The organism is Paenibacillus mesotrionivorans (assembly GCF_046098205.1).
Taxonomy (GTDB): Bacteria; Bacillota; Bacilli; order Paenibacillales; family NBRC-103111; genus Paenibacillus_AR; species Paenibacillus_AR mesotrionivorans.
The window spans coordinates 1-25,797 of the sequence record NZ_JBJURJ010000015.1 but is presented as its reverse complement, the minus strand read 5'-3'; the positions used below and the strand labels follow the sequence as shown (position 1 = coordinate 25,797).

Annotated in this window: 23 protein-coding genes; 9 read left to right on the top strand and 14 right to left on the bottom strand. The window is 54.8% G+C overall.

Annotation, left to right across the window (positions count from 1 at the left end):
- Positions 1 to 26: 26 nt before the first annotated feature.
- The gene (locus tag ACI1P1_RS21185) at positions 27 to 698 is read left to right on the top strand and encodes a DUF2625 family protein (RefSeq protein ID WP_416218437.1); all 672 of its coding nucleotides are present in this window, start codon (positions 27 to 29) and stop codon (positions 696 to 698) included.
- Positions 695 to 1,252 (top strand): SMI1/KNR4 family protein, encoded by a 558-nt coding sequence (locus tag ACI1P1_RS21180; protein WP_416218436.1) that lies wholly within the window; start codon positions 695 to 697, stop codon positions 1,250 to 1,252. Before ACI1P1_RS21185 ends, ACI1P1_RS21180 begins: the two co-directional genes overlap by 4 nt.
- A 345-nt stretch (positions 1,253 to 1,597) precedes the next feature.
- On the opposite strand, the gene ACI1P1_RS21175 is transcribed toward ACI1P1_RS21180, so the two are convergent.
- The 3 genes from ACI1P1_RS21175 to ACI1P1_RS21165 all read right to left on the bottom strand — a co-directional run bounded on the left by ACI1P1_RS21175 (position 1,598) and on the right by ACI1P1_RS21165 (position 4,962).
- Positions 1,598 to 2,332, bottom strand: a complete 735-nt coding sequence (locus tag ACI1P1_RS21175) for a hypothetical protein (protein WP_416218435.1) — start codon at positions 2,330 to 2,332, stop codon at positions 1,598 to 1,600.
- Between the two features lie 489 nt (positions 2,333 to 2,821).
- On the bottom strand, positions 2,822 to 4,126 hold the full coding sequence (locus ACI1P1_RS21170; RefSeq protein WP_416218434.1) for a Gfo/Idh/MocA family protein: 1,305 nt from the start codon (positions 4,124 to 4,126) through the stop codon (positions 2,822 to 2,824).
- 188 nt (positions 4,127 to 4,314) lie between these two features.
- A complete protein-coding gene (locus tag ACI1P1_RS21165; RefSeq protein ID WP_416218433.1) occupies positions 4,315 to 4,962 on the bottom strand; it encodes an SGNH/GDSL hydrolase family protein in 648 nt (215 codons plus the stop codon).
- A 204-nt stretch (positions 4,963 to 5,166) separates the two neighbouring features.
- Here ACI1P1_RS21165 and ACI1P1_RS21160 point away from each other — a divergent pair, with 204 nt between their 5' ends.
- Both ACI1P1_RS21160 and ACI1P1_RS21155 read left to right on the top strand, forming a co-directional pair.
- On the top strand, positions 5,167 to 5,499 hold the full coding sequence (locus tag ACI1P1_RS21160) for a PadR family transcriptional regulator (RefSeq protein ID WP_416218432.1): 333 nt from the start codon (positions 5,167 to 5,169) through the stop codon (positions 5,497 to 5,499).
- A complete protein-coding gene (locus tag ACI1P1_RS21155; RefSeq protein ID WP_416218431.1) occupies positions 5,496 to 6,722 on the top strand; it encodes a DUF4097 family beta strand repeat-containing protein in 1,227 nt (408 codons plus the stop codon). The genes ACI1P1_RS21160 and ACI1P1_RS21155 overlap by 4 nt, the downstream gene beginning before the upstream one ends.
- A gap of 365 nt (positions 6,723 to 7,087) precedes the next feature.
- On the opposite strand, the gene ACI1P1_RS21150 is transcribed toward ACI1P1_RS21155, so the two are convergent.
- Entirely contained in the window at positions 7,088 to 9,049 is a 1,962-nt protein-coding gene (locus ACI1P1_RS21150) for a methyl-accepting chemotaxis protein (protein WP_416218591.1), read from the bottom strand.
- A gap of 132 nt (positions 9,050 to 9,181) precedes the next feature.
- Positions 9,182 to 9,442 carry a hypothetical protein gene (locus tag ACI1P1_RS21145; protein ID WP_416218430.1) on the bottom strand — a complete coding sequence of 87 codons (261 nt, stop codon included), beginning with the start codon at positions 9,440 to 9,442 and terminating at the stop codon, positions 9,182 to 9,184.
- A 189-nt stretch (positions 9,443 to 9,631) separates the two neighbouring features.
- Here ACI1P1_RS21145 and ACI1P1_RS21140 point away from each other — a divergent pair, with 189 nt between their 5' ends.
- Positions 9,632 to 9,967 (top strand): helix-turn-helix domain-containing protein, encoded by a 336-nt coding sequence (locus ACI1P1_RS21140; RefSeq protein ID WP_416218429.1) that lies wholly within the window; start codon positions 9,632 to 9,634, stop codon positions 9,965 to 9,967.
- 74 nt (positions 9,968 to 10,041) lie between these two features.
- On the opposite strand, the gene ACI1P1_RS21135 is transcribed toward ACI1P1_RS21140, so the two are convergent.
- The 6 genes from ACI1P1_RS21135 to pflB form a co-directional block, all read right to left on the bottom strand.
- The gene (locus tag ACI1P1_RS21135) at positions 10,042 to 11,937 is read right to left on the bottom strand and encodes a PrkA family serine protein kinase (protein ID WP_416218428.1); all 1,896 of its coding nucleotides are present in this window, start codon (positions 11,935 to 11,937) and stop codon (positions 10,042 to 10,044) included.
- A gap of 189 nt (positions 11,938 to 12,126) precedes the next feature.
- A complete protein-coding gene (locus tag ACI1P1_RS21130) occupies positions 12,127 to 13,125 on the bottom strand; it encodes a TRM11 family SAM-dependent methyltransferase (protein WP_416218427.1) in 999 nt (332 codons plus the stop codon).
- A gap of 78 nt (positions 13,126 to 13,203) precedes the next feature.
- The gene (locus ACI1P1_RS21125) at positions 13,204 to 14,376 is read right to left on the bottom strand and encodes a SpoIIE family protein phosphatase (protein ID WP_416218426.1); all 1,173 of its coding nucleotides are present in this window, start codon (positions 14,374 to 14,376) and stop codon (positions 13,204 to 13,206) included.
- A gap of 4 nt (positions 14,377 to 14,380) precedes the next feature.
- Positions 14,381 to 16,084: a [Fe-Fe] hydrogenase large subunit C-terminal domain-containing protein gene (locus tag ACI1P1_RS21120; RefSeq protein WP_416218425.1), complete on the bottom strand. Its 1,704-nt coding sequence runs from the start codon at positions 16,082 to 16,084 to the stop codon at positions 14,381 to 14,383.
- Positions 16,085 to 16,086: 2 nt separating this feature from the next.
- A complete protein-coding gene (locus tag ACI1P1_RS21115) occupies positions 16,087 to 16,335 on the bottom strand; it encodes a (2Fe-2S) ferredoxin domain-containing protein (RefSeq protein ID WP_416218424.1) in 249 nt (82 codons plus the stop codon).
- A 164-nt stretch (positions 16,336 to 16,499) separates the two neighbouring features.
- A complete protein-coding gene (gene pflB, locus ACI1P1_RS21110) occupies positions 16,500 to 18,728 on the bottom strand; it encodes a formate C-acetyltransferase (RefSeq protein ID WP_416218423.1) in 2,229 nt (742 codons plus the stop codon).
- 456 nt (positions 18,729 to 19,184) lie between these two features.
- On the opposite strand from pflB, the gene ACI1P1_RS21105 reads away from it, so the two are divergent.
- Entirely contained in the window at positions 19,185 to 19,889 is a 705-nt protein-coding gene (locus ACI1P1_RS21105; RefSeq protein ID WP_416218422.1) for an SMI1/KNR4 family protein, read from the top strand.
- A gap of 94 nt (positions 19,890 to 19,983) precedes the next feature.
- Here ACI1P1_RS21105 and ACI1P1_RS21100 read toward each other — a convergent pair whose 3' ends face one another.
- Positions 19,984 to 20,670 (bottom strand): DUF6483 family protein, encoded by a 687-nt coding sequence (locus ACI1P1_RS21100; RefSeq protein ID WP_416218421.1) that lies wholly within the window; start codon positions 20,668 to 20,670, stop codon positions 19,984 to 19,986.
- Positions 20,671 to 21,110: 440 nt separating this feature from the next.
- Here ACI1P1_RS21100 and ACI1P1_RS21095 point away from each other — a divergent pair, with 440 nt between their 5' ends.
- From ACI1P1_RS21095 to ACI1P1_RS21085, 3 genes are read left to right on the top strand one after another with little or no spacing between them, the layout of a single operon-like run.
- Positions 21,111 to 21,692, top strand: a complete 582-nt coding sequence (locus ACI1P1_RS21095; protein WP_416218420.1) for a thermonuclease family protein — start codon at positions 21,111 to 21,113, stop codon at positions 21,690 to 21,692.
- 50 nt (positions 21,693 to 21,742) lie between these two features.
- The gene (locus tag ACI1P1_RS21090; RefSeq protein ID WP_416218419.1) at positions 21,743 to 22,474 is read left to right on the top strand and encodes a DUF2161 domain-containing phosphodiesterase; all 732 of its coding nucleotides are present in this window, start codon (positions 21,743 to 21,745) and stop codon (positions 22,472 to 22,474) included.
- 42 nt (positions 22,475 to 22,516) lie between these two features.
- On the top strand, positions 22,517 to 23,596 hold the full coding sequence (locus tag ACI1P1_RS21085) for a polysaccharide deacetylase family protein (RefSeq protein ID WP_416218418.1): 1,080 nt from the start codon (positions 22,517 to 22,519) through the stop codon (positions 23,594 to 23,596).
- Positions 23,597 to 23,860: 264 nt separating this feature from the next.
- Here ACI1P1_RS21085 and ACI1P1_RS21080 read toward each other — a convergent pair whose 3' ends face one another.
- Both ACI1P1_RS21080 and ACI1P1_RS21075 read right to left on the bottom strand, forming a co-directional pair.
- Positions 23,861 to 24,559: a CTP synthase C-terminal region-related (seleno)protein gene (locus ACI1P1_RS21080; RefSeq protein ID WP_416218417.1), complete on the bottom strand. Its 699-nt coding sequence runs from the start codon at positions 24,557 to 24,559 to the stop codon at positions 23,861 to 23,863.
- Positions 24,560 to 24,673: 114 nt separating this feature from the next.
- Positions 24,674 to 25,447, bottom strand: coding sequence for a sulfite exporter TauE/SafE family protein (locus tag ACI1P1_RS21075; protein ID WP_416218416.1), 774 nt, complete (start codon positions 25,445 to 25,447; stop codon positions 24,674 to 24,676).
- Between the last annotated feature and the right edge of the window lie 350 nt (positions 25,448 to 25,797).

The window sequence follows — 25,797 nt, the reverse complement described above, 5'->3', positions numbered from 1 at the left end:
TGCAGATGCAAAAAAGGAGGGACCCGATGAACAGACGAAGCGCCTTTGACCTGATCGATCACGAGCACCACGCGTGGGAGGAGGTACTCGGACTCTTGGAAGGCAGCACCAACGCCCCCGTTGTGTTGAAGGCCTCCAGGGAAGCCGGAGAGAGAACTTTGTATCATTTGCAAGTCAGCACAAAGTCCTATCTGGGGGCAGTCGCTTTGGAGGCCGGCGGGATTCTTTGGGACAATGGCTGGGTGGTTCTCCTGGGTGCCGGTCATCCCGATGTATACGGCAGCTTGGCCGGTTGGAACGGCTTGGAGGAAAGCCCTTTTCTCTCTTTGGAGGGTATGCTGGTGGCAGCCTATGATGCAGCAGGCGGATTTTTCGCTTTGGATACGGGCAAATTCGGAGGCCACGGCCTGATCCATTATTGGGCTCCGGACAGCCTGGCATGGGAATCCACGGAGCTGCGGTATTCGGGTTTCCTGAACTGGCTGGCCGAGGGGGATCTGGAGCAGTTTTACGGCACGTTCCGCTGGCATGACTGGCGCAAGGATATGGCACAGCTGGCGGCTGGACAGGTTTTCGCCTATTATCCGCCATTGTGGACCCGGGAGGGCGGCGGAGAAACCAGCAGCAAAGCACCGATCTCCGTGCTGGAGGCTTGGAGGGCAGTGATTGAGTCAACAGGGAGGGAAGGCGGGGCATGAATTGGGATTCCGTGTTTGAGGTGTGTTACCGGAAACATCCGGGTGCTGAGGCCGAGGAGCTGATGCGGTTTGCCGGAGAGTGGAGCAAGCCGCTATCGCAGGCGGAAAAGGCGGACATTACCGGACGACAGCGCAATCCCTTCCCCGTGACCGATCCGCTGCACAGCCTGTACCGCCCCTTTGATCCGGGACTATGGGCGCTGCCTGCGCTGCCGCTGCCCGCTCTTTACCTGGATTTCCTGAGTTACTCTAATGGCGGGGAATTCGGAAACGGGGAACGGTTCTTCCAGTTTTTCGGGACGGATGATCTGCGCGCCATGATGCTGGCTTATGAGTTTCCCCAGTATATGCCCGGCGGTGTCCCCTTTGCTATGGACGGCAGCGGCCACCACTATATCTGGGACATGCGCTCCCCTCACGGGAGCGGCGAATATCCTATACTGGCAGCCCATTCCGGCAATCTGGGATACGACGATGCTGCGCGGGTCGCGGACAGCTTCGAAGAGCTGTGCCGGGGAACCGAGTCGGTGGAGGATATCCTCTACAAATCCTGACTTCTGGCTCCAGACTTCGTAGGTGTCGAACTCTTCCTTGGAGATCGGATGGTATTCCGGGGAATCCGCCACTGCGATGGGCTAACGGAACTCACAGACCCTTAGAGCCGCGAATGCGGCTTTTTCCATGGCTAACGGAACTCAGCGGCTCTTAGCGGGGAATGTGGAGTCACATTGGCCGGGTATAACGGTTTAAGGTCGTCTCCGTTCCGTTAGCTCGCCAAAAACCGTATTTTACCCGTGTAAGAGCCTCTCAGTTCCGTTAGCTGTCTATCCTCAGCAAGCATCACCGCCACCACCGCAGCCACCACTATAGTTTCCAGCTAAAAATGCTCATTCTTCCGCTTATTTATACTCCACCGGATAACTATGAAGGCCATATTTCATTCCCGGATATCCGATGACGGATTGTGTTGTGCCGCTGCCCTCCACCTGGTACTCCAGCTTTTCCGGGGTGACAAGCCGGATATTATATGAACCCGGTTCAATCTTCTTGCCGCTGGAATCCACATTGCTCCATGGAACAGTCAGCGAATATGCTGACCGGCTGGGAATAGGGCTTGGGACAGGAGGGAGCGCATAACGGTGAACAAGCTTGTCGTTTGCCCCATCCTTTACCGTATAAACCTCTATAGCCAGATGGGTTGCAGAGTCCATAATGAGGTTATCGTTTGAACGGTTCATGACCGAAAACACGAGATTGGTGGTATTTTCAATGGACAATTGCTTGGAATCCGGCCGGTATCCGTCAGGAAGCGACAACCCCACTGTCAGCGGAAAAAAGGTGTTATCTGCCGGCGATAGATTATCCTCCGGACCATATCGGGTCAGCTGATACTCGTTGGACGTCACCGTAATAAGATGTAAGCCGCCCGTCGCTTCCGACCCTGCCACAAAATCCACACTGGCCCCCATGGCTTCCGCAAAAGCCCGCAGGGGGATATAGGTTTTGTCATTATAATTGAGCACAGGATTCTCATTTGTGTCCAGTACAACCTGATTCCCTTTCATCTCAAATGTAATCTTGCTGGGAAACAAAATCGCCTGAATGGTATCGGAGGCAAAAGCAACTGTCGTCATGGATAAAGCTGCACCGCAAATGAGTCCAACTACGAACTTTTTCAAAGCCATCATTCCCTTAGAATTTAGGAATGATATCTTGACGCAGCAGAATTCAGATTGTTGCAAATCCATCATACTTTCCTTACCTTGAAAAACTGCTGTAGAAACCGAACAAACCCCCGCTGCTTTTTAGGCAGCTGGGGTTTGGGGATAAGCAAGCCCCTGTGGGCTCAAAATTTATAGGGCTTTGCAATTTTAATTGAGACTACTTCTCAGCAGTTTTTACAAAAGGTATATATAATTGGGGATCCGGTAGAAAGAATTTTTCCGGCCGGCATTACATTGGCGTACCCGTTGCTTACTTCACCTTGTGCAAATGTATTACTTCCACAAACCTTACAAATTAAGTTTTCTTGATTCATTGTAGCCACCTCTATGGAGTGTTTTTATTTAATACGATTTACCCTAGAGGAGAGTTTCGCAGCAGTCTCTGCCTTATGTAATTTTTTACAGTTCCCCGATCTGAATCGTTCTGCCCTCCAGACGGGATTGCTCCCCGGCAAAGCCGATCTGATGCCCGTAGATGGACTTCTTCAGAGACGTGCAGGAAATGGACGGCTCTTCTCCCCGCAGCACCCGCACAAAATCGGCAACCAGCAATAAGTCTCCCCCGCCGTGGCTGTCGTTGGTCACCTGGAGCTGGAAACGCTCCTCGGTATACTCATGTCCCTGACGCGGGTCTGGATGCCTGACAACGAAGCTGCCATCCTCCAGAATGCCGGTGATTTCCCCTTTGGTACCGATGATGTGGATGGTGCGGCAGGGCCGGGAGGTTGCTCCCACCATATTGTGGCTTGCCGTGCATCCGTTCTTGAATTCGATAATCACCGACTGGTGATCCACCACATCGTTATCGCAATGCCAAACACACCGGCCATAAGGATTGTCCATGCGCAAAGCCTCCAGCTTCTCCTCCACGGTTAACTCCCGCCCAAGATGCGAGTTATCCCACACGTAGAACCCCCAGCGTCCCTGGTGGATATAATGCTTCCGCGCCGAATACACGCAACTTTCTTCAATCGGGCAATCCGCTAAGCAGCGTTTCCCGGCACCGGGCGGCGCATGCTCCGGCTTAAACTGCATCAGGCTGCCGAAGCTGCTCACCTTCTTCGGTTTATCCCCCACCATCCATGAGATCATGTCCAGATCATGACAGCACTTGGCCATCAACATGGAGGATTTGCAGCTTTCCGCGGAGTTCCATTTGCCCCGGATATAGGATACCGCCATATGATGGTAGCTGACATGCTCAGACGTTTGGATGTTAACTATCTCGCCGATTTCGCCGGAGGCAATCCGTTGGCGGATAGCACTGTAGAAGGGTGCATACCGCAGAACATGACAGACCATTACCGTCCGTCCGGATTCATTAGCCGCTTGATACAGCTGCAGCATCTCCTGTTCCGATGTGGCGATAGGCTTTTCCAGAAGCACATCATAACCGGCCTTCAACAGCGGAAGGGTGGTTTGCACATGGAGATCATCCATGGTCCCGTTAATAACTGCCTCGGCAAAAACCGGTCCGTTCACAAGCTGATCCACCGTTTCAAAGCAATGTCTATCCTCCAGTCCAAACCGCTTGCCAGCCAGCCTCCTGCGGACCGGATCGGGTTCCACCACACCAACAATCTGCAGCTCCTCCGGATGCTCTGCCGCATATGAAGCATACAACAGGCTGCGGTGCCCCGCCCCTACGATAATAACGCTTACAGGCCTGCTTTCCATCCGTCTTTCATCCTGCTTACGGTTCATTATTTTCATATCCTCTCGATATAATAGAATCCACCCATATAAGAAGAGAATACCTGCTCTACTGAACAACGTACATGTAATATCTTAAAAAAGATGCTTTATTTTGTACCAATTTTCGCAAAACCGCGGCAAATGAAAGAACCTTGGATATTCCCAAGGTTCTCCGGTTCATGCTCTCTGCTATAAAACTACCAATGGAAGCCGACGGCCTTGAGGAAGGACCGGGCGATGATCATATGGCCCGTCATATTGGGGTGTACCCGGTCCCAGGCGATGTTCATGGGATGCATATGCTCCAGCACCTGCTCGTAGGCGGATTGTACGTCGATGAACATGGCGTTATGGCGCTCTGCGGTTTTTTTCATAATGGCGATGTAGGTGTCCAGGGCTGCCCGCATTTCATCCTGACGGTTGCGCTCCATGAAAACCGGTGTCATGAGGACGGTTTGTTTCACCTTGCCCTTGACCAGCTCCAGCATGTGGTTAAGGTTAGCTTCATATTCCTCCGGGTAAACATGGACTTCCGGACGGAGCGGAGCATCGAATTGCCGCCAGATGTCGTTAATGCCGATCATGATGGTCAGCCAATCCGGGTTCAGATCCAACACATCCGTCTGAAACCGCTGAACGAGATCACGGGAAGTATTCCCGGAAACCCCCATATTGATGACACGGATTTGCTCCTCCGGGCAGGCGCTGTTCAGGAGAGCGTTTACAATCGCCACATAGCTTTTGCCGATATCCTCTCCACGTCCTTCCCCTACCGGACGTTTGCGTTCCGCATCCGTGACCGAATCCCCGATCATCAAGAGCTTGCTTCCTTTATGGATAAGCATGTTTTTGTCCTTCTTTCTAGACATATGTATAGTTAGTGCCGCATTCCTGTCCATTATAAACCCGATCCTTCCATTCGGCGACCCTGTTAAGGCGGATTTTCAAGAAACATGCCTTTCAATTATTGTTTACACAGTACCTTGCAATGCACAATACCTTTTTATATAATGATGGTATGAAAATACTAGGAGATGATGGAGCGTCAGATGAATACGCAGTTTAAGAAAGGCGTTCTCGAGCTTTGCGTGCTGGTTATGGCCGGGCAAAAGGACTACTACGGATACGAGCTGGTGAATATGATTTCGGACAACATTCAGATTTCGGAAGGAACGATTTACCCGCTTCTGCGCCGTCTTACCCAGGAGGGTTATTTCTCCACCTACCTGATGGAGTCCAATGAAGGCCCACCACGGAAGTATTACCGGCTGACGGAGCAGGGCAAGGCGTACAGAGACACGCTGGTAGCCGAATGGATCAGTTTCACCAATGGTGTTAACCGGATTATGGAGACATTTTTCAAAGGAGAGGACCGCTCGTGAGCAACCCGTATATCGTCAAATTGGATCGGCTTCTGCAGGAGATTCCCATTGAGGAGCGGCAGGAGATTCTGCAGGACTACCTGGAGCACTTCCGGCTGGCACAGGCCGAGGGAAAAACACCGGAGGAGATTGCCGACGCGCTTGGTTCCGTTGAGGCCTTGGCCGCGGATATTCTGGCGGAGTACCAGGCGGGCAGGGCTGCCGCTCCTGCTGAAGCTGCTGCACAGGTGATGCCCGTACCCTGGTGGAGAACGGCCGTGATGATGGCGCTCACCGCCGTGTTGTTTATCGGGCTCATCTGGGCGTTTGTGGGAATCCGGATGGTTCCCTCCGATGCTGTTCCGCCGCCGGAATCCAGTCCCGCCGTCACGGTGGACCAATTGAAGCAATCATTAAAAGCGTATTCTTCCGGCTTGAGCCCGGAGCCTGCCTCCACTCCTCCCGCCAGCCCCGAGGCCAAAAAAACCGGTGGAACGGTCATCATTAACGAAGAACGCAAGGCCGCCGACACCATCAGCTCGCTTCAGATCGAAACCGTAGACACGGAGGTGGTGATCGAAACGGTCAAGGATACCAAGCTCCAAGCCCTGCTGGATGGCAAAATGACGGTCCGTGAGGGCGAGGATTGGACGGACTATTATGATTTCGGTACGGATAGCTCCGACGGCACCTTCACGGTGTACGTCAGAGTTGTGGAAGCCAAGAAAAACCAGATGCCTTCAGGCCGAAAGACTACACTCCGCATCCTTCTGCCGGAGGCTCCGCTGGAGAAGCTGGATGTGTCTACCGTATCCGCTTCGGTTAAAGCTCCTGCTCTCCAAGCAGGCCAGTTCAACGGCGCTTCTGTTTCGGGGAATATCGATCTGGCTGGGCTAAAGGGCAAGAACCACCATATGACCAACGTTTCCGGCAAAATCAGCATAGACAGCTTAAGCGGAGACTTCGCTGTGGAATCCGTTTCGGGCAGCGTGCGGATTTCCGGCACCTCCTGGGAGAGCGCAGGCTCCGTCAATACCGTATCCGGCAGTGTGAATCTGACTGCGGATGCCAAGCTTCCCTTCAATTATGAGCTCAACTCCGTCAGCGGCTCTGTCAAATGCGGCTTCGAGGGGGCTTCGTCAAGCAGCATTCTGATGCTCAAGCAGTGCTCCGGCAGCACCGGAGAAAGCAAACGGACGCTTACCCTCACCAGCATCTCCGGTCCGCTGCAGGTGGGGTCCTAACGCTCGTCTCCGTCTGTCCCGCCGCCAGATGACAGGCAGCCGCTTTCAGGTGCAGCTTCCCCGCTACCCGCTGCTCTGCAGATGCTTTCAGGTTATGATCCCCCCTTCATGCGGACACAGAAGCCGTTATTTCTCCAAAACAGAGACTCTTGAAGATTTGTCGGACTCACGGTACGCTATTCCTCTCTCATATACCCCACTCTGCCCTTTTGCAGCATATAACGGCTCCTGTGTCCGCGTAGATGAAAAAACACCTCTTTTCCGCCAAATAGCGGCTCCTGAGTCCGTTAGTTTGCAGAGTCACCAGAGTCACAAAAAAAGCCCGGGCGCCAACAGCACACTGTCGGCAACCCGGGCTAATCCCGTTAAATCTTGAACCGGCTCATCAATTCCTGCATATCCTCCGCAAGCTTGGACAACGCGCTGGAGGAGGAAGCAATCTCCTCCATGGACGCCAGCTGCTCCTGCGTAGCCGATGACACATCGTGGGTGTTATCGGCTGTTGCTGCTGTAGTTTCGGAGATTTGCGCTATCGCCTCCACCGCATTGGCGGACTCGTCGGCAATCATGCCCACCGTCTCGTTCATGGTGGTAGACTGCTCCGCCACCTGCCCCAGCATGCCGCGGATGGTTTCGAACAGTTCACCGGCATGGCGGATGGATTCGGAGCCTCGGCTTACCCCCTCCACCACAACTCCCGTCGCCTGCACCGCAGTGTCCGTATCCTTGCGGACCGTGCCGATCTTCTCGGAGATTTCCTCCGCCGACTTGCGGGATTGGTCCGCCAGCTTCTTCACTTCCTGCGCCACTACGGCGAAGCCCCGGCCATGCTCGCCGGCACGGGCCGCTTCAATAGAAGCGTTAATAGATAGAATATTGGTTTGCTGGGCAATATCCGTCATAACAGCTGCAATCTCACCGATGGCCGCCGAACGTTCACCCAGTTGGCCCATCACCTGCTTCAGGCCGTTGACCTCCTGCTCCACCCGCATCATCTGGCGGATGGTTTCCTCCATGACGGCTAAACCCTCATTAGAATGCTTAGATGCTTCTCCCGCAGACTGGGAAACAGCCTCCGCCCCTTCGGCGATCCGGTGGATGCCCTGATCCATCATCCGGATGGAGTCGGCGCCTTTGCCCACATTCTCCACCTGGCGGGTGGCGCCTTCGGCTACCTCCTGGATGGACTCGGCAATCTGTTCTGTCGCCTTGGAGGTCTGCTCCGCGCTGGCCGTCAGCTCCTGGGAGGAAGCGGCCACCTGCATGGATACGTCCTGCACCTCGGTGAGCAGATGGCGCAGCGAATCCGCCATAGCGTTGAAGCTGTTGCCCAGCCGCCCGATTTCGTCCTTGCCGTGGATCTCCGCCCGGTGGGTCAAGTCCCCTTCGCTGATACGAGCAGCCGCCGCACCCAGTTCCCGGACAGGCTTAATGATCAACCAAACAATGGTCATGGCCAACGCGCCGAAGACCAGGAAAGCCACAGCCAGCACGATCAGCATCTTGTTCAGGATGGGAGCCGCTTGTTCAGCTTCCTCCGCCTGCTCAATCACACCGCCGATTTTCCAGCCGGTCAAAGCATTGGTGGCGTAACGGAGCCGCTTCAAGCCGGAGCCGTCATCATACTCCGCCTCTCCGCTGTCGCTGCCGAATACCTGGTCCACCCAGGTGCCCGCCAAATCGCCCCCGGCCTCAAACTCGGCATGGACAATGGCCTTGCGCTGCTGGTCCAAGAGCACGGCGAAGCCCCTCTGACCAATGGCGACCTGCTTGGTAATGGCCTCCAGGTTGGCCAGCTTGATTTCGGCGCCGATTGTGCCGGAGCCGTCTCGCAGCACCTTGGAGAGAGAAATAACGAAATCTCCCGTGGTTTTGGACACATAAGGTGCGGCGATAGCCACCTTGGCGCTGTCCTTGGCTGCCGCCTGGTACCAGGGGCGGGCAGTAGGGTCAAAATCCGCACCCAATTCCACCTTGGGGGCGTTCAGGAACTGTTTGTTGGGTGTACCTATAAAAATCGTGTTAATTTCGGGATGGAGCTTGATATATTCCTCCAAAAAGGCTCTGGCCCCTTGGCCGCTGCCCTGTAAGTGTTCCTTGTCCACCAGACCGGACAGATAATCCAAGTCCTTGATCCGGGCAGAAATCTCACTTTCGATCACCTGATTGAGCAGCGTCACATTCTCGTCCGCACTGCGGATTAGTTGGGCGGCCAGCCGGGATTTGGCTGTTTCATAGGAAATATACCCAATGATTAAGCCGGGGACAGACAGGATGATGGCAAAGGACAGAATCAGCTTTAGTCTCAAGCTCATGTTGCGTAACATAGCGGGCACTGGTATACCTCCTCCATACACATTAGGTTCCTCCACTAATTCGACACATTTCTACATTTTCCTTCCTCAGGAAGGATCTATTTTTCTGAAAAAATGCGTTCCCAACAACTACAGAGCATCTCATCACTGATGGGGGAGGGTTTTATGGATATTGGAAAATGGCCCTTCCGTCTCCAGCCTTTCGGCATACCACTGCTCCAGCAGCAGCAGGTTGCCTGGTTCTCCAGCCAATCCCATTAGCAGCTCCAGGATTTTTTCTTCCCCTTGGATCGTCAGCCTGTACATTCCCTCTGCCGTCCGGTACAGGTCCCCTTCCCGGATAAGCTTGTCCCGCTGGTCAGCCATCCATTGGTCCGGAGTTTTATTATAGAATCTATTTTTCATGGGTACCTCCGAATCATCCCAAATTTTCTCGAATTTTTCCGAATCCTCCCGAATCTTCCCGCAGTGACAACTTTCCCTATAAGTTCAATCTTCATGATAGCGTTACATTCCGTGCATAGTCAACACATTTTGTACGCACTGTCTTTTTGGCTCACATGATATGCTATGATTCCGGTAGGTGATGATGCCATGACATTCGGTCAACGACTTCGCAGTCTCCGCCTGGCGCGGGGACTCACACAGAAGGAATGCGGCAAGCTGTTTCAGTTGAGTGAAAGTGCCATCGGCATGTACGAGCGCGACCAGCGCGAGCCATCCCTGGAATTGGTCCGGCGTATTGCGGATTATTTTGAAGTAACGATTGATTACATTCTGGGCAGAGATCATTACATCAGTGAGGGACGGGCTCGTTACACCGCTGCCGATCATTGGACAGACGAAGAGCGTGAGCTGGCGGATGCATTCATTCAGACGATCCGGCACCGCAAAAAAAACGGCACGACCAAAATGAAAGCCAATGAATAGTAAAAAACGGCAGCGCCTCTTTCCGACCCAGAAAGGAGGCACTGCCGTTTCTTTTGGATTCAAGTTGCTTGTAATTACCGGTTCAACAGACTGCCCACATACCGCAGGAGCTCGTTGGCGCACACCGGGCAATAATGATTATCCTCGATAAGCCGCGCCGTCACTTCATTAATCCGCTTCAGCTGCTGCTCATCCGGCGTTTTGGAGGAGGTGGTGATCTTCACGATATCCTTCAAATCGGTGAACAGCTTCTTCTCGATGGCTTCCCGCAGTCGCTCATGGGTGTTGTATTCGAACTTTTTGCCTTTGCGCTGGTAGGAGGACATGCGGATGAGGATTTCCTCCCGGAAGGCCTTTTTGGCATTTTCGCTGATGCCGATCTGCTCCTCGATGGAGCGCATCAGGCGTTCGTCCGGGTCCACATTCTCCCCGGTAAGGGGGTCCTTGATCTTTTGCCAGTTGCAGAACGCTTCAATATTATCCAGGTAATTGTTGAACAGGGTTTTGGCTGACTCCTCGAAGGAATAGACGAAGGCCTTCTGGATCTCCTTCTTCGCCAGCTCGTCGTATTCCTTGCGGGCCACAGAGATGAAGTTCAGATACCGCTCCCGCTCATCCTTGGTGATGGAGGGATGCTGGTCCAGACCGTCCTTCAAGGCCCGGAGCACATCAAGGGCGTTGATGCACTGCACATCCTTACGGATCAGGGCGCTGGATATCCGGTTAATGACATAGCGGGGGTCGATGCCCGTCATGCCCTCCTCGGCATACTCGTTCTGCATTTCCTTGAGGTCCGCTTCCTTGTAGCCCTCAATGGATTCTCCGTCGTACATGCGCATCTTTTTCACCAGGTCCATGCCCTGCTTTTTGGTTTCCTTCAGCCGTGTCAGGATGGAGAAGATGGCGGCGGCACGCAGGGCGTGCGGCGCAATGTGGACATGGTTCATGTCTGACTGCTTGATCAGCTTGGCGTAGATTTTCTCTTCCTCGGATACCTTCAGATTATAAGGAATCTGCATCACAATCATCCGCGACTGCAGCGCTTCATTCTTCTTGTTGGCGATAAACCCCTTATACTCGGATTCGTTGGTGTGGGCCACAATCAGCTCATCTGCACTGATCAGGGCGAAACGCCCCGCCTTGAAGTTGCCTTCCTGGGTCAGGGAGAGCAGGTTCCACAGGAATTTCTCGTCGCACTTGAGCATTTCCTGGAACTCCATAAGCCCCCGGTTGGCCTTGTTCAATTCTCCGTCAAAACGGTATGCGCGGGGGTCGGATTCCGAGCCGTATTCGGTTATGGTGGAAAAATCGATGCTGCCGGTCAGATCGGCAATATCCTGGGACTTGGGGTCGGAGGGACTGAAGGTGCCGACGCCCACCCGGTCCACCTCGGAGATGAAGACCCGCTCTACTACCACATCCTCAATGCGTCCCGCATATTCGGTTTTCAGCCGCATCTGGCAGGAGGGGCACAGATTGCCTTCAATCTTGATCCCCAGCTCCTTCTCTACATCCGCCCGCAGTTCGCCCGGAATCAGGTGCAGGGGTTCCTCGTGCATGGGACAGCCGGATATGGCGTACACTGCTCCGTCATCGGTACGGGAGTATTCCTCCAGGCCTTTTTTGAGCATGGTGACCAGTGTGGATTTGCCGCCGCTGACAGGCCCCATCAAGAGCAGGATCCGCTTCCGGACATCCAAGCGTCTGGCGGAGGAATGGAAATACTCCTCGACCAGCTTCTCCAGAGCCCGGTCCAAACCGAAAATATCATTGTCAAAAAACTTGTAGCGGATCTGGCCGTTCCGCTCCTCGGTTCCCTTGGAGGCGATCATGTTGAACACCCTGGAATGCGCCGTCATCGCCAGCTTCGGGTTTTTCCTCACCAGTTCGTAATACTCTGCAAAGTTCCCTTTCCACGCAAGGCGTTCATTCTCCGCCCGGTAATCCGAAATCTTCTTAAAAATACTCATGGTAACCCTCCTCCCGATCACTCATGCATCTCTTGGCAGCATCCTGACACTTTCTTGAAGGTTAGCTGACATGACCGTGTGTACCCATTCCGCACTTTTCAAAAGGAACAAACACTGCGCTTCATTTTGGGGATGCGTTAGGAATGTATTTAATAAATATGCAGACGGGGGAGGAGAGTTTACCGAATTTTACGAAATTTTGGGCTTGTGATTATTGGACGGGCGGCACAGCAGAACCCGGCGGACCAGCTTTCCTTTGGGAATCCGGCAGCTGTCCTCCACCAGAAGACATGCTTCGTGAACAAGCCCATCCAGCTCCTCGGCTTCCGTGGTGACCAACACCACCCGCTCCGAGAGCCTTGCCGCATGACGGAGAATTGCCAACAGCTCCTCCCGCGGGCTCTTCGAGCACAGATTATAGGGGAGGTCGGCAATTACTGCATCATATGCACCCTGGGCATGGGCAATGTCACATAACTTCACCGCATCGGAATACCCGTAATAAGCCAGATTGACCCGGGCACCCTGGACCGCCAGCGGGTTCATATCGGAGCCGGAGGCGGACACGCCCATGGACAAAGCCTCAATCAGCACCGTGCCCATTCCGCAGCAGGGGTCCAGCAGAGTGCGGTCTCCCAGCTCCCCGTCGGGAAAAGGAAGGGCGATGTTCACCAGAGGCCGGGCTACCCGGGTGCTGAGGGCGGTGGAGTAGCTCTGCGGCTTGTTCTGGTGGGCCAGCCAAATGGCCGGATTATCCGCCAGTTCGCCCAGCAGCCAGCCCTCTTCCGCATGGCCGGTATAGGTAACGCCCAGCACCACCTCAGGCTGGCGCATCTCCGCCTTGCCGCGGATCACCGCCCCCACCCGGCGCTCAATCCCCCGGCAGGCGTCGTAGTCAAAGCCAGTTTCTGCCGTGGGCACATAGCGGATCTTGAAGGTTTTACCTTCCATGCTCCAGCCCTCTGCGCGGGCGATGAGCTCCTCCAGGGAGGTGGCGGCTCTCCGCACCAAAAGCCGGTGCCGGATAAAGGGGCTCCGGCCCGGCTCAATCAAACAGGAGGAGGCCAGCCAGCCTCCCGGGGAAGCAGCGGCCTCCATTTCAGCGCCGAACAGCGCACGCTGCTCCAAACGGCACAGGTCCAGCTCCTCTTCCCTGCATGCAAAGATATACAATGTATTCGTATCCACGCTTATTATCCTCACCGTATCATTTTCCGTTCCGGCGTTGCCGGACACGATGGGCGGGTTTGCACACGCCCTGGCATCTTAGTATAGGGTGATGGAGGTGGGTTTGTCCAATTCCCGCAGCGTGCGGATCATATCGTTGACAATCCGCAGCTTGATATTCAGATCCTGGGGAAAATTGGGGTTTTGATGCGCCGGGTTAATGGCCGTACCGACAATAAAATGGATCTCCGTGGCCTCCCGCAGCAGCAGCCTGGCCAGCCGGGATGCGCCATGGCTTTTCCGGTCCAGGGTCCCCCCGGCCTTGTAGGCCTGCAGATATTCCAGCACCTTGCGGAGGGTCAGCACCCCTTCCGTCACCAGATCCACGCCGGCCAGCTTCCCTGCCGGAGGAATATCCGGGTCGGAGGCGGAGGACCAATCCACCTCCAGCTCCTCACCCAGCTCCCGGGAGGCGATAGTGGCGGAGGTTCCGCCGCAAACCACCTTTTTCCCGGGACGGGTAAACCATTCCCGCACAATCCGGCTGTCCAGCTCCGGATTGCTGGGCGGTCCCACCAGCAGCGTCACGGGGCTGGCCATCCGGAAGCGCACCGCCACCGCCGTGGTGTCATCGCCGGGTTTGCCGCAGTACAACGCCTCGCAGGCCTCCGCCAGCTGCCGGGCCACCGCCCGGGTGGAGGCGGTTTCCGGCACGATTTTACCCAGATGCTCGGCGATATGGCTCCACTGCCAGCCCAGGTTCAGAATCTGTCCCACTCCCGCATGGACAGCTCCGTCGCTGATCAGCACCACCGTATCCTCCTCGGTGACGCGGAAGCGGGATTCCTTGATCATTTTTCCGTTTACCGTCCGCTCCAGGTAATACAGCTCCTCCAGCTTGCCCTGCCGGAAGAAGAAGGTGGAGGGATTGTCATATTCCACAAGGTATGCCCGTCCGTCGGCGAACACCTGGAAGATGGTGAAGGTGGAATACGCCACACCGCGGACCTTGCATACCGGCAGCGTCTGGGTCAGGGTATCCACCACATCCTCGATATCGCTTCCCATCCGCAGCATATCCCCGGCAATTTTGGAGGTGAGGGTGGCCAGGATGTTGGCTTTGACACCGCTGCCCAGGCCGTCCGCCAGCACGATTACCGCCGAATCCGGCGTCCGGGTAATATGGACCTTGTCGCCGCACAGCTCCTCCCCCGCCTTATTCAGGCTGCTAAATCCCACATCGGCAAAGATACGGTGCTCCATCATCGACATGGTCTCAATCCTCCAGCAAAAGCCGCTTCATTTTGGTCAGCGTCACCTTGGTTTCAGCTGTCGTTTCTCCCAGAAGGCCGGCGATCTCCTGGGCTACCCGCATCTGGTTCTCAATGACCCGCTGGGCCATTTCCACCGTTTCCTGCTTCAGCACCCGCAGCTTTTCCTGCTCCTGCTCCTGCTCGGTCAGGTCATGAAGGATCACCAGATACAGCTGCTGCTCGGGCACAAAAGCGGCGGAGACAATGGCGATTTTGCGGAGCTCGGGAAAATACAGCTTCTTCCGTGACTGTTCGTGAGGCGACAGGGTTATTTCCTCGGCGGGAATTAGATACTCCAGGGGAAGGCCCAGCAGCTCCTGTGGATCAGTCTGGAAAAATATTCCTACGGCAGCGTTCACTTCCTTGATCAGATGCTGATCCGTTACAGCAATCACCGCGTTGGGTGTCTTCTCCAGCAGGACATGGGCAAAGGACTCCGCTTTGGTTTGGGCATAGGGCATACACATGTACAGCTCGGCCTTGCCCGCCAGAACCGCCTCTGCCTTGTCCTTGCAGGTGTCGTAGCCGCAGGCGCCGCAGTTCAGCTCATCCTCCCGCCGCTCCTTGCCCAGCTTCCGGAGAATGTCGCGGATCGCCTCCTTAGAATAGCGGACAGGAGCCTTACTCCGGTCGCGAAAGGTGCGGCGGACCATTTCCTTGTTTGCCATAGGCAGTGCAGGGCCTTGGGGAGCCGGGTTCTGCCGGTAGGCAAGGATCCGGTCCTGCTTCAGCAGCGGATGGATGTGACTGCCCGCGGCGGGGCCGTTAATGCAGCCGCCCTCGCAGGCGTTCATCTCCAGGAAATAACCCTCCGGCAGCTCCTTCAGGGAGGACAGGAGCTTGCGGCAGTTCTCGATGCCGGACACCGCCCTGAGGCGGGTGGAGGCGGGATGGCCGTTGCCGGATTTAAAGGTGGTTTCCACAACGCCGCCATCAATGGGATACAGCCGCGCTTCCATTAAAGGAGCTTGAGCGGCGGCAGCCGTTTCAGCAGCAGCGGTTGTAGGTACCCCCTCAGCAAAACCTTCCTCCTCCACCGCCAGCAGGGGCAGCCACTCCACCTCTTCGAAGGTGAGCACGGCATCCACATAACCGGGCTGTTGGTCCGCCTCGGTTTTTTTGGCATAACACGGCCCTACGAATACCACCTTTGCCTGGGGATACCGCTCCTTGATCCACTTGGCATGGGCCATCAACGGGGAATCCGCCTCTGCCAGATAGGGAACCCACTGGGGGCTATACTTCTCGATATATTCCACGACCACCGGGCAAGCCGTAGTGATAAGCCGCCCCTTGCGCTGAAATTCCTCCTCATAACAGCGGGAAATTTCCTCTGCGGCCTCCGCCGTTTCCCGCACCTGGGAGAAGCCGGCCCGGTACAGCCGCCGGATATATCCATGGGGGTCCGGGGTAAATCCGGCGAAGGAAGGCGCCAGGCTCACAATCACCTCAGCACCGGACTGAAGCATCCGCAGCACCTTGCCAGCATCGGATTCCACCGTCTTGGCGTTCTGCGGGCATTCCTTCATACATCTGCAGCAAAAAATACACTCCTCGGCCACAATACGGGCCTGGTTGTCTTTGAATTCAATGGCTTTGACCGGGCAAGTACGGATGCACCGGTAGCAATTCTTGCAGTTGGCGGCCTGGAAATGAAGCAGTCCCATGGTTATATTCTCTCCTCCAGCACTTCCTTCAGGAATTGCCCGATGCCTTCTTCATTAACCTCGATGCAGGGTTTGCCGTCCACCTGGACGGACACGGCATGCTGGCAGCGGCCAGCGCAAAAATTCGCTTTCAATTCCACTTGCTCCAGCAAGCCGCGGCTGGCGATCAATTGGCGCAGCTCTTCAATCAGGCGATAAGCACCCTTCAGGTGGCAGGAGCTTCCAATACAAACCGAGATTTGCTTTGTCAACCGGCATCTTCCTTTACTCATCTATTGTGAAAATAGTCACAATCTATAACAGGCAAAAGCCTGCGTATGCGCAGGCTTCTATCTGTATGGGGAATCGCTCTATACAAGCCGGACTGCCGTCTCCGGGACTTGTTTACCAAGTCCCGGAAGACAGGCTGCCTACCTTACATGGTAGCGTGGAAGGTCCGGTGGATAACGTCTGCTTGCTGCTCGCGGGTCAGCTTGATGAAGTTAACGGCATAGCCGGATACCCGGATGGTCAGCTGCGGGTACTTTTCCGGATGCTCCATGGCGTCCATCAAAGTTTCGCGGTTGAACACGTTGATATTCAAGTGGTGACCATGTTTGGAGGCATAACCGTCCAGGATGGCAACCAGGTTCTTGATTTGGGAATGATCATCCTTGCCCAGTGCATGCGGCACAATGGAGAAGGTGTTGGAGATACCGTCCACGGAATATTGGTACGGAATCTTGGACACGGAGGACAAGGAAGCCAATGCGCCCTTCTCGTCGCGGCCGTGCATCGGATTGGCGCCCGGTGCGAACGGTTCGCCGGCACGGCGTCCGTCCGGAGTGTTACCGGTCTTCTTGCCATACACCACGTTGGAGGTGATGGTCAGAATGGACATGGAGTGTACGGAATCCCGGTAGGTCTTGTGCTTGCGCAGCTTGGTCATGAAGGATTCTACCAGTTGTACAGCCAGTTGGTCCACACGGTCGTCGTTGTTGCCGTATTTCGGGAACTCGCCTTCGATGGTGAAGTCTACTACCAGGCCGTTTTCGTCGCGGATGGTCTTGACCTTGCCGTACTTGATGGCGGACAGGGAGTCAGCCGCTACGGACAAACCGGCGATACCGGTAGCCATGGTGCGCAGGATATGGGTGTCATGCAGAGCCATTTCGATGCGCTCGTAGCTGTATTTGTCATGCATGTAGTGGATGCAGTTCAGGGTATTGATGTACAGCTCAGCCAGCCATTCCATCATAGAATCGAATTTTTTCATGACTTCGTCGAAGTCCAGATATTCGGATTTGATGGGAGCAAAGGTCGGGCCGACTTGAATCTTCAGCTTTTCGTCCACACCGCCGTTGATGGCGTACAGGAGAGCCTTGGCCAGGTTGGCGCGGGCGCCGAAGAATTGCATTTGTTTGCCGACGCGCATGGCGGATACACAGCAGGCGATGGCATAGTCGTCGCCGAACTCGTTGCGCATGAGATCATCGGACTCATACTGGATAGCGCTGGTTTTGATGGACATCTTGGCACAGTAGTCCTTGAAACCTTCCGGCAGATGGTTGGACCAGAGCACAGTCAGGTTCGGCTCCGGGGACGGGCCCAGGTTGTCGAGAGTGTGCAGGAAGCGGAAGGAGCTCTTGGTTACCAGCGGACGGCCATCCAGGCCTACACCGCCGATAGATTCGGTTACCCAAGTGGGGTCACCGCTGAACAGCTCGTTGTATTCCGGAGTCCGTGCAAATTTCACCAGACGCAGCTTCATAACAAAGTGGTCAACCAATTCTTGTGCTTGTTGTTCGTTCAAAACGCCTGCCTTCAGGTCGCGTTCTACGTAGATGTCCAGGAAGGTAGAGGTGCGGCCCAAGCTCATGGCAGCGCCGTTTTGTTCCTTGATGGCGGCCAGGTAACCCAGGTACAGCCATTGGAAAGCTTCCTTCGCAGTTTGTGCCGGTTGAGACAGGTCGAAGCCATAAGCCTTGCCCAGCTTCTTCAATTCGTTCAGAGCCCGGATTTGTTCGTTCAGCTCTTCGCGCAGGCGGATGATGTCATCGCTCATGGTGCGCAGGCCGGTGTTGGACAGGTCCTTCTTCTTCTCGGCGATCAGGTGATCGATACCGTAAAGAGCAACGCGGCGGTAGTCGCCGATGATCCGGCCGCGGCCGTAAGCGTCGGGAAGACCGGTGATGATGGCGGCCTTACGGGCCAGCTTCATTTCGTCGGTATAGGCATCGAATACGCCTTGGTTATGGGTTTTACGGATTTCGGTGAAAATCCGGGTAATTTCGTCGCTTACTTTGTAGCCGTAGGATTCACAGGATTGCTCTGCCATACGGATACCGCCGAAAGGCTGCAGGGACCGCTTGAAAGGTTTGTCGGTTTGAACGCCGACAACTGTTTCCAGGTCCTTGTTCAAGTAGCCGGGACCGTGGGAGGTGATAGTGGACACGATTTCGGTATCCATATCTACTACGCCGCCGTTGTCACGCTCCAGCTTGGAGAGTTCCATGACTTGCTTCCACAATTGGTTGGTTGCATCCGTAGCCGGTGCGAGGAATTGGTCGTCGCCGGTGTATACTGTGATGTTTTGTTGAATGAAGTCCCTGACGTTAATTTCCTTTTCCCATGCGCCGCCTTGGAATCCTTCCCATTGTTTCATGATCAACATTCCCTCCGAATAAAACAGATTTAAGTAATTTATATAACAGCAATTTCTATAACCAAATCATACACCTATTTTGCCAAAAGGAAAAGAGACAGAATGGTGACACGTTTGTGAATGAAAATACGGTTGAAATCTCAGAAAATCCCGAATAATAAGGCTTTCATTGGATAATGTTACACTATTTTCACAAGTTTATGCTGGGTTTGTGAACGAAATGTTACAGAAGTTTGTCTAATCGTTTTCATAAAACAGAGTGTTAATAATGGTATAACAGACGATTAAACCTACACACAGGGTTTGTCCATCCGTTTCCGTCCAAAAGGAGGGCGCCCTCTTCCCGCAGAGAGCACTGGCTAAATGCCTTTCCCAACCTTCAGCCCTGGTATGTAAAACCATTTATTGATATACTGAGCCTGCCTGTTTATTCCTTTTTATGGAGATGATTAAACTATGGAAGAAAAACTGAGTTATCTAAGAGAATACAATCCCGGGGTTCGTATGGTTTCAAGCAAGGAATTAACTGATATTGAGGCAGCTCTCATACCTGATGTGTGGCGTGACATATTCAAGGAGGCGAATACAAACAAGCGAAAAGAAGCGATATTGAAGGTATGGAAGAATAGTGTGGCCACTGAGCTGCGGAATACAATTTCCTATCTGGCTGATTATCTGGAGGAAGTTGAGCTGCTGGAATGCGGGAATGTTTATTCGGTTTTGTATACCATCCGCAATCCTGACGGCGGAATTTTTTATTATGAAGGCCGAAATCCCCAAGACGATATGAATAACAGCGAGCTGGAGAAGCACTGGGACAAGCTTCCCCGTTCCCTCCGACATTTTTATGGGCATGTACATAACGGTTTTTATTATTACGCCAGCGAATCAATGGGGCTTGTTCCCTTTGAATCCGTTACATATCTGGGAGACGATGACCTGGAATGGAGTATTCTTGAGGAGCTTAAGGAGCCGCTGCAGCTTGACCTGACCGCATCCTTTGGTTTTTTTACCAACGGAATGGGCTCGTATATCGTCATTGATGCCGCCAACTGCGGAGAAAATGAGGGTGTATTCTGGTCTGCTAAACGGCAGCCCAAATATCATATTGATTTTTGGAGTTATGTCGACGAGTGGACGGTCATTGGTTTTCAGTCCTAACGGGACGGCAGATCCTTACTGCCATTTCCAGTGAATGTTCTGTGCACAAAAAAAGACCAGGGCCTCCCCTGGTCCATTTCGCCGCCCTGCACTCTCAATCCGCCCGGGGGGCAGCCTCCCCGGCCCGCGCGGCGATCCGCTCCATATCGGATCGGCCCTGCTCCACCTCATCGCGGGGCAGGCGGCCTTCCTCCAGCGATTCGTCAGGCACCTCCTGCAGCATACGGTAGAAGCGCTCACCCGCCTCACGCCCCGCCAGCGACACATCCTGCTCCAGCAGCTCGAACAATACATCCTCAGCCAGGGCGTACTGCCCCGCTCCCGTGTAATAGTCCAACAGCAAAAGCAGCGTATGCTCCGGAATGGAGTACGGCCGCAGCAGCTCCCGGGTCTCCTTGATCAGGTCCCGGCAATCGGCTCCCGGCATATTCGCCCCCAGATGCTCCGCGGAAAGAAACAGGTACAGCGCCTTGCGGAAACGTTCCCCGCTTTCGCCGTATTCCTCCATGGATTCATGGACCCGGCCCTCCTCCTTCAACAGCATCCCCAGCCCAACCGCCTTGTCCAGATCAGGCTGGCCGTTGGTGCTGATCAGAGAGAGCAGCTCGGAATCGGACATACGCAGGAGCAGCCTGGCCGGGGGCAGGCGGAGCTTGCCATAGAATTCTTCAAGCAGGAGCAGAGCCTCCTGGCGCTCCTCCAGGGATTTAAGCAGCAGGAGCCGGGCCATCACCTGGGACAGTTGCTCGATCATGCGAAGAATATAGTCCCGTTGAAACAAGCGCGGTTCCCTCCTCATGTTACGCGGTGCAGCCTGCCAGCGAAGGCGGAACACTGTTCCGCTCTCCGCCCTGAAGGCGTACCTCTAATCTATCGGGTAGAACAGCATATACCGCTGCCATACCATACCATCGTCCTTTTCACCGGAAGCATTCATAACCTTGTCCGCCGCGAGCATAAAATATAGCATAAGCTTCTGGCGGTTACTCTCTATTCCTCCCTTTCACTATACCATGTTCGGGGCGGTTTCCGCCTGCCTCTATTTTCCATAGGCCCAAAGGGCTTGCAGGAAAAATCCCAAGTCTTGTGGAATTGTAAAGGGAATGGATTAAGATTCCCATGGTTAGGGGTAAATACAGGATACAGCAGCATTTCCATTCATTTTGGACATTTGGCTGCTATAAGATTTCATAACCATTAAACAATCAGGAGAAGGCCCGCATGAAAAAATGGGGATGGATCATTTGCCTGCTCCTGGCTGCCTGCACGAACGGACAGGGGGCACCCCCTTCCGCCGGAACCACCTCTCCCGGGATCGGCGGGACCGTTGAGGCGTCCGTTACCAGAACCATCGATGGGGACACCATCGAGGTGGCCATCGGCAGCCGCAAGGAAACCGTCCGGATGATTCTGGTGGATACGCCGGAGATCCGCAAGCCGGGGCTTCAGGAGCCCCAGCCCTTCGGTCTTGAAGCAGCGGCGTTCACCCGGAAGCTGCTCACCGGTAAAGAGGTGCGGCTGGAGCGGGATATCTCGGCGAAGGACGCGTACGGACGCTCTCTCTATTATGTATGGCTGGACGATAAGCTGGTGAACCGGCTGCTGCTGGAGGAAGGGCTGGCCCGTGTGGCGGTGTTTCCGCCGGACGTGAAGTATGTGGAGGATTTCCGCAGTGCCGCGGCGGAGGCACAGGCCGGGGGCAAGGGCATTTGGAGTGTGGAGAATTATGTGACGGACCGCGGGTTCCGTGAACCGTCCGCCCCGTCCGCCGCTTCCCCGAAGTCAAACGGAATCCACCGCTGATAAGCGCAGCACGCCTGCCGAGTAAAGTGTTTCAGGAGGAAAATAACAGCATGCCCATTCAACATGAAACGGAGCTATATGCACCCGTGAAGCACTTTTTTGAGGCCAATGGCTATGAGGTCAGGGGTGAGGTAAAGCATTGCGATCTGGTGGCGCTAAAAAGCGGCGAGGACCCAGTCATTGTGGAGCTGAAGCGTACCTTCAACCTGCCTCTTCTTATCCAGGGACTGGACCGGCTGCGCACCTCCGAGCGTGTGTATCTGGCCGTAGAAATGAACCCGTCAGGACGCGCTCCCCACGGCTTGGCCTGGAATGATATTATCCGGCTGTGCAGGCGGATCGGAGTAGGGTTGCTCACCGTCCGCTTCTACAAAACGAAAAAACCCGCCGTACATATTCAATGCGATCCGGAGCCGTACACCCCCAAGCGGATGGCCCGCCGCACCGCCAGCCTGGTGGCGGAATTCCGCCAGCGCTCCGCCGACTACAACGTAGGGGGCAGCACCCGGCAGAAGCTGGTTACCGGATACCGGGAAACCGCCCTGCGCTGTGCGCTGGCGATGGAAACCCACGGTCCGTTAACCACAGCGCGCCTGCGGGAGCTGACGGGCAGCCCCAAGATCACCTCCATCCTCCAAAAAAATTATTACGGATGGTACCAGCGGGTAAACCGTGGCACTTATGACCTTACCCCAACGGGTAAAGAGGCACTTCGTATGTACGAAACCGTTGTAACCGGCTGGACGGTACCCGGAGAAGCCGCGGGCACCCTGAAACAATAAGATAGACTCTAGGCACGTTACCCTTTTATGGAGGTGCTTGCTATGAAATTGAGTCAACGCGCAGCTGTGTATGTGGGTGCCATCTGCTTGCTTCTGGCAGCGGTGGCCGTTCCAATTTTGTTCGATTTTGGAGATAAACCCTTCGAGCCTGCCTTGGCCCAGGTGGTGGAATCGGAGCTTCCGGCAACGGCATCCCCGGCGGATGTAGACACTGCGTCTACGGAGCCTGTTTCCCAGTTGGAGACACCCTCTCCCTCTGTGTCTGTCACTTCCCATGCCGGTGCCGGAACGGCTGCTCCACCTTCGGCCGCTGCTTCTGCAGAAGGCTCCGCCATACCGGATTTGACCGCAAGCTTTGATTCCCCTGCTCCCCCATCTTCCTCCCCGCTGCCGGCTGCTTCCGATGCGGCTGCGCCCAGCGTCACCGCCTCTGTCTATAACAGCGGGGCCGGCAGCCAAAAGACCGTCTCCATTCCAGTGCTTTATTACCACAGTGTTCAGGTAATGCCGGGCAGCACCGCAGTGGTGAGCCCCACGAAATTTACCGAACAGATGCAATATTTGGCGGACAACGGCTACCATCCGTTAACCATGGCGGAGTTTTCCGCTATTATGGAGGGCCAGGCCGCCGCTCCCGATAAGCCTGTGCTCCTGACCTTTGACGACGGCTACGTGGATAACCACAGCACCGTAATGCCGCTTCTCTCCAAGCTTGGTTTTCCTGCTACTCTGTTCATGTCGCCGGGCGTCATGGACGACAAACGCTTTATCAACTGGGACCAGGCCGCGGATCTGCGGGACAACGGCTGGGACATTCATCCCCATGGTATGACCCATCCTTACCTGACCAAGCTGACCGCTGAGGAGCAGGCCTACGAAATTATGGAAGCGAGAAAGCAGATTGAGGAAAAACTGGGAGTGACGGCAGATGTGTTCTGCTACCCTTACGGCCAATACAACAATGCGACACTGAAGATTCTCAAAGACAACGGCTTCCGTTACGCGTTCACCATCGACCAGGGAAAAACCACCCCGAAGCAGCATCCCTATAAGCTGAAGCGGGTGTTCGTCAACGGTGAAGAGGATCTGGCGGCGCTGGTACGCAAGCTGACCAAATGGTAGCGGTCTTCTGCCCAGCACCATTAACGGGCTGAGCCATATTTACGGACACAGCATCCGTTATTTAACAAAAAACCGGTGTTTTCCGCTTCACACGGACTCACGATCCGTTATGGAGGGCAAAACAGCCGGTTTTTCTGTTTATAGAAGCAAATAACGGAACCAGGTCCGCACAACAGGCAAACCCCTTTGTTTTGGCAAAATAACGGATCATCAGTCCGTGTGATAATTCGCCCAGTCCTCACCTGGGAGACATCCGATTATCTGCTACTGCCCCATACAAGCCTGGACAAACCGCAGGATCAGCGGATGCGGCGCCTCCCGGGTGGAGCGGGTTTGCGGGACAAACAAGGTGGCGGCGAAGAAGGGATGGCCGGGAAGCTCCACGATCCTCACCTCCCCCTCCTTGTCTTTGCCGGACAGCCGCAGACCGCTGTGGACGAGCTTGCCCCGGAACCCGGGATTGATGCCGAAATTGCAATAGTAGCTTTCCGTAGCATGCTTTTCCCCATAACAGGAAAAGGCCAGGGTCCCCTCCTCCAGCAGAATCTCCAGGTCCTGCCCCGCTAGGGAGCAAGCCAGCCGGGTAATAAACAGGACATCCGCCTCCGGATTATACTCCTCATGCTGCGCCTCCGGAATATCCAGCACATTCCGGGCATACTCCAGAATGGTGTGCTGGAAGCCCGCACAGGTCCCCAGATGCGGCACCTGATTCCGCCTGGCGTAGGAAATGGCCGCCAAGGCCCCCTCCAGACTGCGGAACGGGCTGCCCGGTGCGCTCCATATCCCTGCGTACCCTTTTAGCAGCGCCGCTCCCATCCGTTCCACCTCATCCGTGTCCACCCACTCGTAATCCACCGGATACCCGAAACCGTCCCGTATATCCTTCAGAGCAGCGTTCAGCGCCGCTTGAGGTTTGGAATTCCCGCGGTACTCCCCTACCACAGCAATGGTTTTGCTCATGGCTCCCCCTCCTTCTTTACTCCTGCATTATTCTCATATTATTCCTGCTTCTCCTGCTTTCCTCTGAAAATAGCGAAAAACCCGGCAGGTCCACAGACCTGTCGGGGTAAAGGTTTAAATCATTTTGAGACCGCTCAGCAGAATAATGCCCGCCATAGCTGTCCGCAGGGGAACCGCGGGAATCCTGGCGGAGAGACGGCTTCCTACCAGCACACCTGGGATGGAGCCTACTAGCAGATTGCCGGCAAGGACGAAGTCAACATTGCCGAAGCTAGCGTGGAGAAGGCCCGCCACCGTTACCAGCAGGAAGGCATGGGCGATATCCGTGCCCACAATCTCCGAGGCTTTCATCCGGAACAGGTACAGCATCGCCAGGGCAAACAGCGAACCCGATCCGATGGAGGTCATCCCTACAATAAAACCCAGGACGAATCCGATACCCACAACCTGCTTCCGCTTGGCTTGATAAATGGATAGGCCGTCCCCCGCTTCATCTGCAGGCGGCTGCCGAAATTTGAACAGCGGCTTCAACAGAGTGGCCAAGGAGGCGATAATCAGCACGATACCTAAGGTATGTTTCAGAAAGGTCTCCGAATCCTGAAAAAAGCTGTCAAATACCTTCAGAAGGATGATAGAGCAAACAGCACCGGGAATGCTCCCGATGGCGAGATAACGGACCAGCGTCAGATTTACGGTGCGCTGCCGCCAATGCTGAAAGGTGCCGAACAGCTTGGTGATGGAATTGTAAAACAGATCCGTGCCCACCGCGATGGAAGGATGGATGCCGATCATCACAAGAAGCGGGGTCAGCAGCGCTGCACCGCCTACACCGGTTAGTCCTACCAGAAGCCCCACCAGCAGTCCCAGACACGCAATTGTCCAATCCATAAACATCCCTCACCATTCCGATAATACCTAGTTATAATATAGGAATTATAAGTTGGAAGAATGCTCCTTGTCAAAACAATTTTTTGTGAAGCGCCTCCACATTCCGGCTCAGCCACCCTATTTCGCGAAAACGGGCATGCTAAAAAATCTAACGAATCTATAACACGCTATTTGCCTGCTAGAACGCATTTCGGCGCCAATTCGGACAAATAGTGTGTCTGAGATTCGTTAGATTTATATTTTGCCTGCATATAGTCAAATAGCGTTGCTCAGATTCGTTGCTATGAACGTTTTTGTCAAGCCCTCCGGTTTAGCAGGGTCGGAGCACGTGGCGCGGGAGCAAATAAACG